The organism is Priestia sp. D51 (assembly GCF_053345675.1).
In genome coordinates, this window is sequence record NZ_JBLTIR010000014.1 from 34,629 (window position 1) to 49,430 (window position 14,802).

Below are 14,802 nucleotides of genomic sequence, written 5' to 3' on the forward strand. Positions count from 1 at the left end.
TGATAATGAGGAGGGGATTTTTTTATGAAAAAAGGTACATTGAAACAGATGTTGGTCATTACGGACGGTGGTTCGAATACAGGTGAAGATCCGGTAGCAATGGCTGCACTAGCTAAAGAACAAGGAATTAGTGTAAACGTTATTGGTGTGATGGAAGAGGATACAATTGATGAGCAAAGCACGAATGAAATAGAAGGCATTGCCATGTCAGGCGGTGGCGTGAGTCAAATTGTTTACGTAAAACAGCTGTCTCAAACTGTTCAAATGGTTACAAGGCAGGCAATGACGCAAACACTTCAAGGCGTTGTAAATAAAGAACTTCAGCAAATTCTAGGTTCCTCTAATTCAAGATTAGAAGAGTTATCTCCTGAGAAGCGAGGAGAAATCATGGAAGTGGTTGATGAACTTGGGGAAACGGTTGACTTAGAGATTCTTATTTTAGTTGACATGAGCGGAAGTATGAAAAATAAGCTCCCTACTGTAAAGGAGTCGCTGTTAGATTTATCGTTAAGCTTGAATGCTCGCATGGGGCACAATCAATTTTCAATCTTTTTATTTCCTGGGAAAAAGAAAGATGTAGAGAAGCTAATGGACTGGAATCCAAGATTAGAGTCGCTTTCAACGATTTTCCCAAAACTAACAGCAGGAGGTATTACGCCTACTGGACCGGCTATCAAAGAGGCTACTCATTATTTCACCAAAAAGCGCTCATTGAGAGGGTTGTTAAAAAATAATGAACAATACATTGAAGAATCAGGTATGTAACCTATCTCCGGGAACAGAAATTCAAGGGAAATGGCATCACGTCCATTATAAAATTCTTGAGAAATTAGGCGTGGGAGCAACTGGAGTTGTCTACTTAGTCCAATTAGTAAACGGAACGCTAGCGGCGTTAAAAATAAGCTTTTCCAACATGTCCGTTACAGCAGAAGTGAATGTATTAAAAAAGTTGTCTCAAGTCAAAGACAAAGTGCTAGGACCGCGTTTACTTGATGTAGATGATTGGAGCTATGGTTCTCACGCTCTTTCTTTCTATGTAATGGAGTATGTGAAAGGGCAGCCTCTCCTTTCTTTTATCTCAACAAGAGGGACAGAATGGTTGCAAGTGTTTGCAAGTCAGCTCTTAACAGACTTAGAAAACCTTCATGAAGAAGGGTGGGTATTTGGCGATTTAAAACCCGAAAACCTGGTCGTAACATCTAACCCTGTAAAAGTTCGATGGATCGACGTGGGAGGAACAACTCTGCAAGGGCGGTCAATAAAAGAATTTACCGACTTTTATGATCGAGCGCACTGGGGGCTTGGCTCCCGAAAAGCAGAACCGACCTATGATTTGTTTGCCGTATCTATGGTTTTGATTCACGCGGCTTATGGCAAGCGAATTAATAAAACAGACAAACCGGCTGAACAATTAAAACAATTTATATTAACAACAAAGCAGTTGGAACCTTTCGGAGACGTTTTGTATCAAGCGGTTACGGGAAAGTATAAGTCAGCTAAAGAAATGAAAACAGAGGTGTTATCGGTCGAAAAAAGAAGAGGGACAAAAAGTAGAGGAACAAAGCCTCAAAACGTTCGTCAACCGTCTGCCCCTCGTGTTAAAGTAAAGAAGAAGCGTTCTCACGTGTTAGAGACGCTACTACTTTGTACGTCTGTAATGTTGATTTATATTTTGTATCTATTTATTCAAGTGCTATAAAGTTTGGAGAAATTGTGAAACTTTCCTTATAGTCATTCGTATAAAGTAAATTAATGATACATTATTGCGTGTACATTATAAGGATGAGTCATTCCTATGGAAAAGCAAGTGAACAATTTTATGACAAAACATCAGTTATTATCCGCAGGCTCTACGGTGGTTGTAGGTATTTCTGGTGGTCCTGATTCTTTAGCGCTGCTGCATTTCTTATGGAGTCTGAAAGAGCAAAAATCTCTTACGATTATTGCTGCTCATGTTGATCATATGTTCCGGGGCCAAGAGTCACAGCAAGACATGGAATATGTGCAGAACTACTGCAAACAATTGAATATTAAATGTGAGGCGAAGCAGATTGATGTTACTGCCTATCAGAAGGAAAGAAAGCTATCTTCTCAAGTAGCTGCCAGAGAATGCCGCTATGCATTTTTTACTCATGTTATGAAGAAGCACAAAGCAAACCTTCTTGCATTAGGACATCACGGAGATGATCAGATTGAAACGATGTTAATGCGAATGGTTCGAGGTAGTACGATGAATGGATACGCAGGGATGCAGCCCAAGCGGCCATATGGGCATGGATTTATTATTAGGCCTTTCCTAGCCGTAACGAAAGAAGAAATCAATCGCTACTGTAAGCTACATGGGCTTACACCTCGAATTGATCCGAGTAATGAGAAAGACTCGTACACGAGAAATCGGTTTCGTCATTACGTTTTGCCATTTTTAAAGCAAGAAAACGTCGCTGTACATGAAAAATTTCAACAATTTAGCGAGAACTTGCATGAAGATCAAGCATACTTAGAGGAATTAACGACCGATGTGATGAATAAAGTAATGAGAAAGAAATTGCAAAATGAAATTCTCATTGATAGAGATTGTTTTCTAAGGATACGCAAGCCTTTACAAAGGCGTGGTATTCAACTAATATTAAACTATCTCTATAAAGAAATTCCTCCAACCCTTTCCTCAGCGCATGTTGACACGTTAGTAGGATTTTGTGAAAGTGAAAAACCGTCTGGGACGCTTGACTTTCCAAATGGTTTACGCATTATCCGATCTTACAACGACTGTCTTTTCACCTTTAATGAGGGGAACATCGAGCCATATGAATTTATTGTTCCGATTCCAGGGGTCGTTGAGCTTCCAAATGGTCACCAGCTTATTTGTGAAATACATAATAAAGTCGAAGATATAAAAGGAAACGATGTTTTTCTTTTAGATGAAGCTCACGATTTACAATCATTAAAGGTAAGGACACGAAAAAATGGCGATAAAATGCGAGTAAAGGGCATGAAGGGACATAAAAAAGTAAAGGATATTTTTATCGATGAAAAAATCCCTTTACACTTCAGAGATCATTGGCCGGTAGTGGAAGATAGCCAAGGAACTATTTTGTGGCTACCTGGTTTGAAAAAATCTGCTTATGAACTGCATACACATAAGTCCAGATATGTTATTTTATACTATAAGTAGCGAAAACTTCTAGGAGGCAAGTAAGGAATGAAGCAGGATATTCAAGAAATTTTGATTTCAGAAGAAGAAATACAACAGAAAGTAAAAGAATTGGGTAAGCTATTATCTGAGGAATACGCTGACCGTTTTCCTTTGGTAATCGGTGTACTAAAAGGCGCTATGCCTTTTATGTCTGATCTAATTAAGCGTGTTGATACATATTTAGAAATGGATTTTATGGATGTATCAAGTTATGGCAATGCGATGGTTTCTTCTGGTGAAGTAAAAATCCTAAAAGATTTAGATACATCAGTTGAAGGTCGAGACATTCTTATCTTAGAGGATATTATCGACAGCGGCTTAACACTTAGCTATCTTGTAGAGTTATTCAAGTACCGTAAAGCTAAGTCAATTAAGATTGTCACACTCTTAGACAAACCAACAGGTCGTAAAGCAGCTATTAAAGCAGATTACGTTGGATTTGAAGTACCTGATGCGTTCGTAGTAGGGTATGGATTGGATTATCAAGAAAAATATCGTAACCTGCCGTATATTGGGGTTCTTAAACCGCAAGTATACAGCAATTAAGAAGCACATATCCAAGTGCAATTTATTGGATAGGATAAATGTTCTATGTTAGTATTGAATACAGTATTTGTTTATCGTGGGAGGAGGTAAGAAATGAATCGGATCTTCCGTAATACCATCTTTTATTTACTTATATTTTTAGTCATTATTGGCGTGGTAAGCTTCTTTAGTGGCTCTAATCAAAAAGCAGAACCAATGAGATACGATACATTTGTTCAACACTTAGACAAAGGTGATGTGAAATCACTCTCTATGAAGCCTGAAAGAGGCGTGTATGTTGTGCAAGGAAAGTTAGATTCTTATAAAAAGGATCAAACGTTCCAAACTTACATCGTAGATGGTGACAAAGCACTTAATCGTATTGACGCTGCTTCAGAAAATAATCAAGTAGAAGTTGATTTTAAACCTGCTGATGAAACAAGCGGCTGGGTAACGTTCTTTACGTCAATCATTCCGTTTGTTATTATTTTCATCCTCTTCTTCTTCTTACTGAACCAAGCTCAGGGCGGCGGAAGTCGTGTTATGAACTTCGGTAAGAGTAAGGCTAAGCTTTACAGTGAAGAAAAGAAAAAGGTTAAATTTAAAGACGTAGCTGGTGCAGACGAAGAAAAGCAAGAACTTGTGGAAGTTGTTGAGTTCTTAAAAGATCCTCGTAAATTCGCAGAGCTAGGTGCAAGAATTCCGAAGGGTGTCTTACTTGTGGGACCTCCTGGTACTGGTAAAACATTATTAGCAAGAGCTGTTGCTGGTGAAGCAGGCGTTCCTTTCTTCTCTATCAGTGGTTCGGACTTTGTTGAAATGTTTGTTGGGGTCGGTGCTTCTCGTGTTCGTGATTTATTCGAAAATGCGAAAAAGAATGCTCCATGTATTATCTTTATTGATGAAATCGATGCTGTAGGTCGTCAACGTGGCGCAGGTCTTGGTGGTGGACACGATGAGCGTGAACAAACATTGAACCAGTTGCTTGTTGAGATGGATGGTTTTGGTGCTAACGAAGGTATCATTATTATTGCAGCAACAAACCGCCCGGATATTTTAGATCCAGCGTTATTACGTCCAGGCCGCTTCGACCGTCAAATTACGGTAGATCGTCCAGATGTAAATGGCCGTGAAGCAGTGCTTAAAGTACATGCTCGCAATAAGCCTTTAGATGAATCAGTAAACTTAAAAGCAATTGCTATGCGTACGCCAGGTTTCTCAGGTGCAGATTTAGAAAACTTGTTAAACGAAGCTGCCTTAGTAGCTGCTAGACAGGACAAAAAGAAAATTGAAATGGTCGATATTGACGAAGCAACAGACCGCGTAATTGCAGGTCCAGCTAAGAAAAGTCGAGTTATTTCTAAAAAAGAACGCAATATTGTTGCTTATCATGAAGCAGGACATACAATTATCGGTGTCGTATTAGACGAAGCTGATATGGTACATAAAGTAACCATTGTTCCACGTGGGCAAGCTGGTGGATATGCTGTTATGTTACCAAAAGAAGATCGCTACTTTATGACGAAGCCAGAGCTGCTGGATAAAATTGTTGGATTGCTTGGTGGTCGCGTAGCTGAGGAAATTATTTTCGGCGAAGTGAGTACAGGTGCTCACAATGACTTCCAGCGTGCAACAAGCATCGCTCGTAAAATGGTAACAGAATACGGTATGAGTGAAAAGTTAGGACCAATGCAATTCGGTCAATCACAACAAGGCCAAGTATTCTTAGGTCGTGATTTACACAGTGAACAAAACTACAGTGATGCGATTGCTCATGAAATTGATAATGAAATCCAACGTTTCATTAAAGAAAGCTATGAGCGTGCGAAGCAGATCTTAACGGAAAACCGTGACAAGTTAGAGCTTGTAGCTCAAACATTGTTAGAAGTAGAAACGTTAGACGCTGAGCAGATCAACCACTTAGTAGATCATGGAACTCTTCCAGACCGTTCTAGTCACGTAACAGATGAAGATGTTAAAGTAAACATCCAAACAAAGACAGACGATGAAGAGCCAAAAGCATAAGATCAAAAAAGATCAGTGGAGACAATCTCCACTGATCTTTTTTATTTGGTAGAAGTTAGGTTTGGCAAAAAGTTTTTCATATATATAGTGGATAAGTAGGATATCCACTAGAGAATTGTGTCATTATATTCCTATTTTATCTAGAATATACACGTCTATTTACCAGTTATGGTATGATGGTTTCAGTGTGAATACTGAATTTAAATAAAGTGGTGATTGAAATGATTTTTGTATTAGATGTTGGAAATACCAATACGGTATTAGGTGTATACGATGGAGATGAATTAAAGTACCATTGGCGTGTAGAAACAAGCCGTAATAAAACAGAAGACGAGTATGGCATGACAATCAAAGCCTTGCTTGAGCACGTTAGTTTATCTTTTAAAGATATTCATGGTATTATTATTTCCTCTGTTGTTCCTCCTATTATGTTTGCATTGGAGAGAATGTGTCAAAAGTATTTTCATTTAAAGCCGCTTGTTGTTGGTCCTGGAATTAAGACGGGTTTAAATATTAAATATGAAAATCCACGTGAAGTGGGAGCAGACCGTATTGTCAATGCTGTTGCTGGAATTCAGCTGTACGGAAGCCCTTTAATTATCGTTGATTTTGGTACCGCAACCACATATTGCTACATTGATGAAAATAAGCAATATATGGGTGGTGCAATTGCCCCTGGTATTAATATTTCGACAGAAGCTCTTTATTCAAGAGCATCTAAGCTTCCGCGTATTGAAATTGCGCGACCAAATAGCATTGTTGGGAAAAATACAGTATCTGCGATGCAAGCAGGTATTTTATATGGATACGTTGGACAAGTAGAAGGAATTGTAGCAAGAATGAAAGAGCAAGCAACAGTAAATCCTAAAGTTATTGCTACTGGAGGACTCGCAACATTGATTGCTAAAGAGTCGGATATTATTGATATTGTGGATCCATTTTTGACTTTAAAAGGATTACAAATAATCTATACAAAAAATATGGAGTAAGAGGTGTATATTATGGGCGACTATTTAGTAAAAGCACTAGCTTACAATAGTCAAGTTCGCGCTTATGCGGTAAAAACAACGGATACAGTTGGAGAAGCGCAGCGCCGTCACTATACATGGCCTACAGCCTCTGCAGCATTGGGACGTTCAATGACTGCGGGAGTTATGATGGGGGCTATGCTAAAAGGTGAGCAAAAGCTAACAATTAAAATTGAAGGCCGCGGCCCAATTGGTGTTATCTTAGTAGACAGCAATGCCAAGGGTGAAGTGCGTGGATATGTAACGAACCCGCAAACGCACTTCGATTTAAATCAGCATGGAAAATTAGATGTAGCACGTGCTGTAGGTACAGATGGTACGCTGAGTGTTGTAAAAGATATCGGGATGCGTGATCAATTTAATGGACAAGTACCTATCGTATCGGGAGAATTAGGAGAGGATTTCACGTATTATTTCGTGACATCTGAGCAAGTTCCATCTTCAGTAGGTGTAGGTGTACTTGTTAACCCTGATAACACAATCTTAGCTGCGGGTGGATTTATCATTCAGCTTATGCCAGGAACAGATGATCAAACGATTACAGCTATTGAACAACGTTTACAAACGATTGAACCCATTTCAAAACTGATCCAAAAAGGTCTTTCTCCTGAGGAAATCTTAGAAGAAGTTCTTGGAAAAGAAAACGTAAAGTTTCTAGAGACAATGCCTGTAGAGTTCAAATGTCAGTGCTCAGAAGAAAGAATTGCTAATGCCATTATCAGCTTAGGAAAAGAAGAGATTCAATCGATGATTGAGGAAGACGGCCAAGCTGAAGCACAGTGTCATTTTTGTAATGAAACCTATCGTTTTGATAAAAAGCAGCTAGAAGAAATGAAAGAACAAGCAATTTAAATGAAATAAAAGATTCTTTAAAGGCGTCATTTTATAAATGAACGCCTTTTTTTATAAGTGTTAAGTCCTATTTATGTATATATTGATCTAAAAATATAACAAAAATAGGTAAATGTAAAGACAAAATGATTGACAATTTAGAAAACATCTGATAAATTGTATACAAAATCAATAAAATTAGTTGGTATTAGGAGTGGTCATATGGCACGTATTGCAAATTCAATTACAGAGTTAATTGGTCAAACACCAATCGTAAAACTAAACCGTCTAGTTGAAGAAGATATGGCGGATGTATATTTAAAATTAGAATTTATGAACCCAGGAAGCAGCGTAAAAGATCGTATCGCATTAGCAATGATCGAAGATGCTGAAGCAAAAGGTGTATTAAAGCCTGGAGACACCATCATTGAACCAACAAGCGGTAACACAGGAATTGGCTTAGCAATGGTAGCTGCAGCAAAAGGATACCGTGCTATTTTAACAATGCCTGAAACGATGAGTATTGAGCGTCGTAATCTGCTTCGTGCGTACGGTGCAGAGTTAGTGTTAACACCAGGTCCAGAAGGAATGAAAGGTGCGGTTAATAAAGCAACTGAGCTTGCAAAAGAGCACGGCTACTTTATTCCTCAGCAGTTCCAAAATGAAGCTAACCCAGAAGTGCACCGTCAAACAACTGCTAAAGAGATCATCGAGCAGTTTGGCGATCAGCTAGATGGATTTGTGGCAGGTATCGGTACTGGCGGTACTATTACAGGTGCTGGCGAAGTATTAAAAGAAAAGTATCCAAACATCAAAATTTATGCGGTAGAGCCAGCTGATTCTCCGATCTTAAGTGGTGGTCAACCAGGACCTCATAAAATTCAAGGAATCGGTGCAAACTTTGTTCCGGATACGCTTAACACGGAAGTATATGACGAAGTTGTCGCTGTTCAAAACGACCAAGCTTTTGAATATGCACGTAAAGTAGCAAAAACAGAAGGCGTACTAGTAGGTATCTCTTCTGGGGCTGCGATTTATGCTGCGTTAAAAGCTGCAAAACAGCTAGGAAAAGGTAAAAAAGTGTTAGCGATTATTCCAAGTAACGGTGAGCGTTACTTAAGTACTCCATTGTTCCAATTCGAGGAACAAACACAAGCATAAAAACCATAAAAGAACAGCTTCTATATGAAGCTGTTTTTTTTCATCTGAGAATCATGTAAAATGAAAGCAGGTGATTTATTTTTAGGAGAGTGAACAAATGCAGCAAAGAATGACTTGGGGCGAATCTATTTCTATCTCTAAAAACCAATGGTTCAAAAAATATCAAGAGTTGTCAAAAGGGGAACCGAATCATATCCTGCTTGAAAGCGGTCGAGGCGGAAAGTTTCAAATGATGGGATTAAAACCTGTAGCCATTTTGCGAGGCGAACAAAACGAGCTTCATATCAAAACGGATGGCCAAGCTACTGTTCAAAAAGGTAATCCGCTTCATCTTATGCGAGACTGGATGAAGAAGTTTGAAGCAGAGGTGAATCCAGATCTTCCTCCTTTTCAAGGTGGAGCAATTGGCTTTATTAGCTATGATTATATCCGCTATGTAGAAACCATACCTGATCTTGCTGAAGATTCATTGAAAACGCCGGACGTTTATTTCCTTATTTTCGATGACGTATTTGTATATGATCAAGAAAAGGAAAAGCTCTGGATTATCGTTAACGATGAAGCAGATTGTAAAGAGCAGGCACATAAGCGTATTAATCAATACAAAAAGGACTGGATGGAGGCAAGTGCTGAAGGGCTCTCATATGAGCGTATTCATCGTGTTGCCGAAAAGAGTGAGGTTTCAATGTCTGAAGCTGCTTTTTCAGATGCCACAACTCGCGTACATGAGTACATCGGGCAAGGCGATGTGTTTCAAGTGAACTTATCTGTTCGACAGTCTCAACAGCTTCAAACTCATCCTATGCATATCTACGAACAGGTACGAAAAATCAACCCGTCTCCTTATATGTCTTATATGCAGACAGAAGAATTTCACATTGTGAGCTGTTCGCCAGAACTATTAGTGAAAAAAGCCGGTGACGAAATCAGTACGAGACCAATTGCGGGAACGCGCTCTCGCGGTAAGGATGATCAAGAAGACCAACAGTTAGCGGATGAGCTTATTCATAACGAAAAAGAGCGTGCAGAGCATGTGATGCTTGTTGATTTGGAGCGTAATGACCTTGGTAGAGTAAGCGACTATGGTACCGTTCATGTTGACGAGTTTATGGTTATTGAAAAGTATTCACATGTGATGCATATTGTGTCTAATGTAAAAGGCAAGCTCGCGCGCAATAAAGATTTTGTAGATATTGTAGATGCGGTTTTTCCTGGAGGAACGATTACTGGAGCGCCTAAAGTTCGTACAATGGAAATCATTGAAGAACTTGAACCTGTAAGGCGAGGAATTTATACAGGATCGATTGGTTGGATTGGGTTTAATGGAGATATGGAATTAAATATTGCGATTCGCACTATGATTATTCAAGACGGCCAAGCTTATGTGCAGGCTGGTGCGGGTGTTGTAATTGATTCAAATCCGAAACACGAATACAAAGAATCACTGAAAAAAGCAATTGCACTATGGAAAGCAAAAGAGCAGAGCGAAAATGAGCTGAGTGAGGGTGAGTAAAGATGATATTAATGATTGATAATTATGATTCTTTTACGTTTAATTTAGTACAGTATTTAGGTGAGCTAGGGCATGAGCTTCTTGTAAAAAGAAATGATGAAATTACACTTTCTGAAATTGAAGTGCTAAATCCAGATTTCTTGATGATTTCCCCGGGACCTTGTAGTCCTAACGAAGCGGGAATCAGTTTAGAAGCCATCGAGTATTTTGCAGGTAAGATTCCAATATTCGGCGTATGCTTAGGGCATCAGTCGATTGGGCAAGCTTTTGGAGGGAATGTGATTCGTGCGGATAAATTAATGCACGGTAAAACATCTGAAATGCATCATGATGGCCGTACTATCTTTAAAGGTCTTGATAATCCGTTCACGGCAACTCGATATCATTCTTTGATTGTAGAAAAAAGTTCACTGCCGGATTGCTTTGAGATTTCAGCGTGGACAGCAGAAGATGAAATTATGGCGATTCGCCATAAATCATTACCTATTGAAGGGGTACAGTTCCACCCTGAATCTATCATGACTTCTTACGGTAAAGAAATGCTGAAGAATTTTATTGAAACTTACGAAAAAAAGCGAGTGTAATGATATGTATATATACGTCAATGGTGAAGTAAAGCCTGCGTCTGAAGCCACTATTTCTCCGTTTGATCACGGATATATGTATGGTCTAGGGCTATTTGAAACGCTACGAGTTTATGATGGTCATCCATTTTTAGTGGAAGACCATCTGGATCGACTGCGTAGCAGCTTACGTGAATTAAATATTGTATGGGACTACTCCACACAGGACGTGTTGGCAATTATTAATAGTCTGTTAATGAAAAACAATGAGAGAAATGCGTATGTTCGATTAAATGTTTCAGCAGGAAATGGCGGAATTGGACTGCAAGTGGAAGAATACGACAAGCCATCTACAATTGTATACATGAAATCAATGCCTCATCCATCGAGCCCCCTTGTAAAAGAGGGGCTTATTCTTGAGACAAAGCGAAATACGCCCGAAGGAACCGTGAGGTTGAAGTCTCATCATTATTTAAACAATGTACTGGCTAAGCGAGAAGTTGGTTCAGACTTAAATAAAGAGGGTATTTTTTTAACAAAAGAAGGGTTCTTAGCCGAAGGTATTGTGTCCAATTTATTTTTTGTAAAAGATGATTGTGTATATACACCGTCTCTTGAAACAGGTATCTTAAATGGAATTACGAGACAGTTTATCTTTACGCTTTTAAAAAAGAAAAACATAGAAGTTGTAGAAGGTTTATTTACGGCGGAACAGCTTTTGGAGAGTGATGAAGCTTTCGTTACAAATTCCATTCAAGAAATCGTACCTCTTCGAAGTATAAAGGATAAGAAGTTTTCAGTCGGAGACCATACGTTAACAGCTCAGTTGCAAAAAGAGTATCGCTCTTACACGATGTCGCTAATGAGTCGACGCGAGCTACATGTATAAAAGCGAAAGGAGAGGCTAAAGATGGATAAAATTTATGTGAATGATATGCGTTTCTATGGATATCATGGTGTATTTCCAGAAGAAAATAAATTAGGGCAGCGTTTTCACGTGGATTTAACTGTAGAACTAGATTTAAAACAAGCTGGTACTACGGACAATTTAGAATACTCGGTGAGCTATGCAGATTTATACCAAACATGCCAGGAAGTTGTAGAGAAGCGCACGTTCAAGTTAGTTGAAACGGTGGCCGAAACGATTGCATCTGAATTGCTTGCTAATTACGAACTCGTGCAGGCTTGTACAGTAAAGGTATATAAGCCTGATCCGCCAATTCCCGGTTATTATCAATCGGTAGCTATTGAAATTAAAAGGAGCCGTTGAATGACAACAGAAGCATATATTGCATTAGGATCAAATATTGAAAATCGAATGGAACATTTGAAGTCGGGAGTTACTGGCTTGATGAAACATTCTGAGGTTAAGGTAGTGGCTGTTTCATCTGTTTATGAAACGGCCCCGGTCGGGTATACGAATCAAGCAAGCTTTTTAAACATGGTAGTAAAAATACAAACAACGTATTCGTCAGAGCAACTTTTAGATTGTTTGCAAGCCATTGAACAAGCGGCAGGTCGAAAAAGAGAGATTGTATGGGGGCCTAGAACCCTTGATTTGGATATCTTACTTTATAGTAATGAAATCATTCATACGGATAGGCTGAACGTCCCTCATCCCCGAATGTTTGAACGGGCGTTTGTGATGGTTCCTCTGAACGAACTAGCTCCATCTCTTATTCTCCCTGTAGCAGAAGAAAAAGTTGAAACCATCGCAAAACGGTTATCGGATTTAAAAGATGTAAAATTATTTCGAGAGCAAACAACTGATATGCTAGATATGTTCGAAAATAATAGGAATGATTTACATAAGTAAAAATGAATCTTATTAGTTGATTCATTTTTATATTGGCGTAAAGTAGAGTTCACAGTGAAAACTTTAAGGTTTGGGTTCGCAGGTTGTTGGTTTATTCGGTAGCTTGTTAGAGAAATCGAAGAAAAAGAGAAGCGAAGCAAGAATAAAGCGATTTGACATAGAGAAACGACTGAACCTATAATAATTTTAAAGAAACGTAGTAGTTGCCAGTAAACATGCTGGCCTTTTTTCTGTTTCGGAAAACTTAATTATACGATGGAGATGAGTAAACGATGAGTCATGAAGAATTAAATGATCAATTTCTCGTTCGTCGCGAAAAAATGAGCAACCTACGAGATCAGGGTATTGATCCGTTTGGTCAACGTTTTGAACGTACACATACATCACAGCAATTAATTAGTGAGTATGACGAGTTAACAAAAGAACAGTTAGAAGAAAATGAAGTGCCTGTGTCACTAGCTGGTCGTATTATGACAAAGCGTGGAAAAGGAAAAGCAGGTTTCGCTCACGTTCAAGATTTAACAGGACAAATTCAGCTTTATGTACGTAAAGATGCAATTGGCGAAGAACAGTACGAAATCTTCAGCAGCGTAGATATCGGTGACTTGGTAGGGGTTGAAGGTGTTTTATTCAAAACAAAAGTTGGCGAACTTTCTATTAAAGTAAAAGATTTCACGTTACTAACAAAAGCGCTTCGTCCACTTCCAGATAAATATCATGGTTTAAAAGATATTGAACAGCGCTACCGTCAACGTTACTTAGATTTAATTACAAACCCAGAAAGTAAACAAACATTTATCTCAAGAAGCCGCATTATTCAATCGATGCGCCGTTACTTAGATAATCATGGATACTTAGAAGTTGAAACACCGATGATGCATTCAATCGCAGGTGGAGCAGCAGCTCGTCCGTTTGTGACACACCACAATGCGCTTGATATGGAACTTTATATGCGTATTGCGATTGAACTTCATTTAAAACGTTTAATCGTAGGTGGATTAGAAAAAGTATATGAAATTGGCCGTGTATTCCGTAATGAAGGTGTATCTACACGTCACAATCCTGAATTTACAATGATCGAATTGTACGAAGCGTATGCGGACTACAAAGATATCATGGCTTTAACAGAGAACTTAATTGCACACATTGCGCAAGAAGTACTTGGCACAACAAAGATTCAGTATGGTGATCAAGAGGTAGACCTAACGCCAGAATGGACAAGACTTCATATGGTCGATGCTATTAAACAATATACGGGCGTAGACTTCTGGGGAGAAACATCTGTTGAAGAAGCTCGTGCTTTAGCAAAAGAACACGGGGTAGAAATTACTGAACATATGCAATATGGACATATTGTAAATGAATTCTTTGAACAAAAAGTAGAAGAGCAGTTAATTCAACCGACGTTCATTTACGGACATCCTGTAGAAATCTCTCCACTTGCTAAGAAAAATGCGGAAGATCCGCGTTTTACTGACCGTTTTGAGCTGTTTATCGTTGCGCGTGAACACGCGAACGCATTTACAGAGCTAAATGATCCAATTGACCAACGTGAGCGCTTTGAAGCTCAGTTGAAAGAGAAAGAACAAGGAAACGATGAAGCACATGAGATGGATGATGACTTCATTGAGGCATTAGAATACGGTATGCCACCTACAGGTGGTCTAGGAATCGGTATTGACCGCCTTGTTATGTTACTAACAAATGCACCGTCAATCCGTGATGTACTATTATTCCCACATATGCGTCAACGCTAAAAAAAGAGATGGCTACGGCCATCTTTTTTTAGGTATTAATATTAGAAAATTTAAACTTTTAATTTACCTCTTGTTTTTATGAAATTGATTTGGTATATTTATATCTGTTGCTAACGCAGACAAGCGAAAACAACAAAAAGAAATAAAAAAGTTGTTGACATTACGTTGATAACTTGATAAGATAGTAAAGTCGCTTAAGAGCGGCGGTTGAACTTTGAAAACTGAACAAAGCGACAAACGTCAACGTTAATTTTTATTTTTTTAATGAGCAAGTCAAACATTTCTTCGGAGAGTTTGATCCTGGCTCAGGATGAACGCTGGCGGCGTGCCTAATACATGCAAGTCGAGCGAACTGATTAGAAGCTTGCTTCTATGACGTTAGCGGCGGAC

14 protein-coding genes and 1 rRNA gene are annotated in these 14,802 nt (G+C 38.9%); all 15 read left to right on the forward strand.

The genetic code is table 11. The features are described 5' to 3' along the window. The first annotated feature begins 24 nt into the window (after positions 1 to 24). Positions 25 to 765: a VWA domain-containing protein gene (locus tag ACNHOZ_RS26845; RefSeq protein WP_013054881.1), complete on the forward strand. Its 741-nt coding sequence runs from the start codon at positions 25 to 27 to the stop codon at positions 763 to 765. Beyond that, complete coding sequence (locus ACNHOZ_RS26850) at positions 734 to 1,699, forward strand: protein kinase domain-containing protein (protein ID WP_048021881.1); 966 nt, start codon at positions 734 to 736, stop codon at positions 1,697 to 1,699. The genes ACNHOZ_RS26845 and ACNHOZ_RS26850 overlap by 32 nt, the downstream gene beginning before the upstream one ends. A 96-nt stretch (positions 1,700 to 1,795) precedes the next feature. Further along, entirely contained in the window at positions 1,796 to 3,172 is a 1,377-nt protein-coding gene (gene tilS, locus ACNHOZ_RS26855; RefSeq protein ID WP_028412648.1) for a tRNA lysidine(34) synthetase TilS, read from the forward strand. A 27-nt stretch (positions 3,173 to 3,199) separates the two neighbouring features. Further along, positions 3,200 to 3,739, forward strand: a complete 540-nt coding sequence (gene hpt / locus ACNHOZ_RS26860; protein ID WP_028412649.1) for a hypoxanthine phosphoribosyltransferase — start codon at positions 3,200 to 3,202, stop codon at positions 3,737 to 3,739. 93 nt (positions 3,740 to 3,832) lie between these two features. Continuing rightward, on the forward strand, positions 3,833 to 5,743 hold the full coding sequence (gene ftsH, locus ACNHOZ_RS26865) for an ATP-dependent zinc metalloprotease FtsH (RefSeq protein ID WP_013081350.1): 1,911 nt from the start codon (positions 3,833 to 3,835) through the stop codon (positions 5,741 to 5,743). A gap of 221 nt (positions 5,744 to 5,964) precedes the next feature. Next, positions 5,965 to 6,732, forward strand: coding sequence for a type III pantothenate kinase (locus tag ACNHOZ_RS26870; RefSeq protein ID WP_013054886.1), 768 nt, complete (start codon positions 5,965 to 5,967; stop codon positions 6,730 to 6,732). 12 nt (positions 6,733 to 6,744) lie between these two features. Beyond that, positions 6,745 to 7,623, forward strand: a complete 879-nt coding sequence (gene hslO, locus ACNHOZ_RS26875) for an Hsp33 family molecular chaperone HslO (RefSeq protein ID WP_028412650.1) — start codon at positions 6,745 to 6,747, stop codon at positions 7,621 to 7,623. 201 nt (positions 7,624 to 7,824) lie between these two features. Continuing rightward, on the forward strand, positions 7,825 to 8,763 hold the full coding sequence (cysK, locus tag ACNHOZ_RS26880) for a cysteine synthase A (RefSeq protein ID WP_013054888.1): 939 nt from the start codon (positions 7,825 to 7,827) through the stop codon (positions 8,761 to 8,763). 97 nt (positions 8,764 to 8,860) lie between these two features. Then, a complete protein-coding gene (pabB, locus tag ACNHOZ_RS26885; RefSeq protein ID WP_048021878.1) occupies positions 8,861 to 10,276 on the forward strand; it encodes an aminodeoxychorismate synthase component I in 1,416 nt (471 codons plus the stop codon). Between the two features lie 2 nt (positions 10,277 to 10,278). After that, positions 10,279 to 10,860, forward strand: coding sequence for an aminodeoxychorismate/anthranilate synthase component II (gene pabA, locus ACNHOZ_RS26890; RefSeq protein WP_013054890.1), 582 nt, complete (start codon positions 10,279 to 10,281; stop codon positions 10,858 to 10,860). 4 nt (positions 10,861 to 10,864) lie between these two features. After that, positions 10,865 to 11,728 carry an aminodeoxychorismate lyase gene (gene pabC / locus ACNHOZ_RS26895; RefSeq protein ID WP_033580816.1) on the forward strand — a complete coding sequence of 288 codons (864 nt, stop codon included), beginning with the start codon at positions 10,865 to 10,867 and terminating at the stop codon, positions 11,726 to 11,728. Between the two features lie 21 nt (positions 11,729 to 11,749). Beyond that, positions 11,750 to 12,109: a dihydroneopterin aldolase gene (gene folB / locus ACNHOZ_RS26900; protein ID WP_028412654.1), complete on the forward strand. Its 360-nt coding sequence runs from the start codon at positions 11,750 to 11,752 to the stop codon at positions 12,107 to 12,109. After that, complete coding sequence (folK, locus tag ACNHOZ_RS26905; protein ID WP_048021876.1) at positions 12,110 to 12,655, forward strand: 2-amino-4-hydroxy-6-hydroxymethyldihydropteridine diphosphokinase; 546 nt, start codon at positions 12,110 to 12,112, stop codon at positions 12,653 to 12,655. It begins immediately after the preceding gene. Positions 12,656 to 12,927: 272 nt separating this feature from the next. Further along, the gene (gene lysS / locus ACNHOZ_RS26910; RefSeq protein WP_013054894.1) at positions 12,928 to 14,412 is read left to right on the forward strand and encodes a lysine--tRNA ligase; all 1,485 of its coding nucleotides are present in this window, start codon (positions 12,928 to 12,930) and stop codon (positions 14,410 to 14,412) included. 282 nt (positions 14,413 to 14,694) lie between these two features. After that, positions 14,695 to 14,802: ribosomal RNA gene (locus tag ACNHOZ_RS26915) — 16S ribosomal RNA — on the forward strand; the annotation flags it as partial.

Excerpts from the sequence above, each read along its gene's own strand:
- ACNHOZ_RS26845 (WP_013054881.1), top strand. The coding sequence starts at position 25 with ATGAAAAAAGGTACATTGAAACAGATGTTGGTCATTACGGACGGTGGT.
- ACNHOZ_RS26850 (WP_048021881.1), top strand. The coding sequence starts at position 734 with ATGAACAATACATTGAAGAATCAGGTATGTAACCTATCTCCGGGAACA.
- tilS (WP_028412648.1), top strand. The coding sequence starts at position 1,796 with ATGGAAAAGCAAGTGAACAATTTTATGACAAAACATCAGTTATTATCC.
- hpt (WP_028412649.1), top strand. The coding sequence starts at position 3,200 with ATGAAGCAGGATATTCAAGAAATTTTGATTTCAGAAGAAGAAATACAA.
- ftsH (WP_013081350.1), top strand. The coding sequence starts at position 3,833 with ATGAATCGGATCTTCCGTAATACCATCTTTTATTTACTTATATTTTTA.
- ACNHOZ_RS26870 (WP_013054886.1), top strand. The coding sequence starts at position 5,965 with ATGATTTTTGTATTAGATGTTGGAAATACCAATACGGTATTAGGTGTA.
- hslO (WP_028412650.1), top strand. The coding sequence starts at position 6,745 with ATGGGCGACTATTTAGTAAAAGCACTAGCTTACAATAGTCAAGTTCGC.
- cysK (WP_013054888.1), top strand. The coding sequence starts at position 7,825 with ATGGCACGTATTGCAAATTCAATTACAGAGTTAATTGGTCAAACACCA.
- pabB (WP_048021878.1), top strand. The coding sequence starts at position 8,861 with ATGCAGCAAAGAATGACTTGGGGCGAATCTATTTCTATCTCTAAAAAC.
- pabA (WP_013054890.1), top strand. The coding sequence starts at position 10,279 with ATGATATTAATGATTGATAATTATGATTCTTTTACGTTTAATTTAGTA.
- pabC (WP_033580816.1), top strand. The coding sequence starts at position 10,865 with ATGTATATATACGTCAATGGTGAAGTAAAGCCTGCGTCTGAAGCCACT.
- folB (WP_028412654.1), top strand. The coding sequence starts at position 11,750 with ATGGATAAAATTTATGTGAATGATATGCGTTTCTATGGATATCATGGT.
- folK (WP_048021876.1), top strand. The coding sequence starts at position 12,110 with ATGACAACAGAAGCATATATTGCATTAGGATCAAATATTGAAAATCGA.
- lysS (WP_013054894.1), top strand. The coding sequence starts at position 12,928 with ATGAGTCATGAAGAATTAAATGATCAATTTCTCGTTCGTCGCGAAAAA.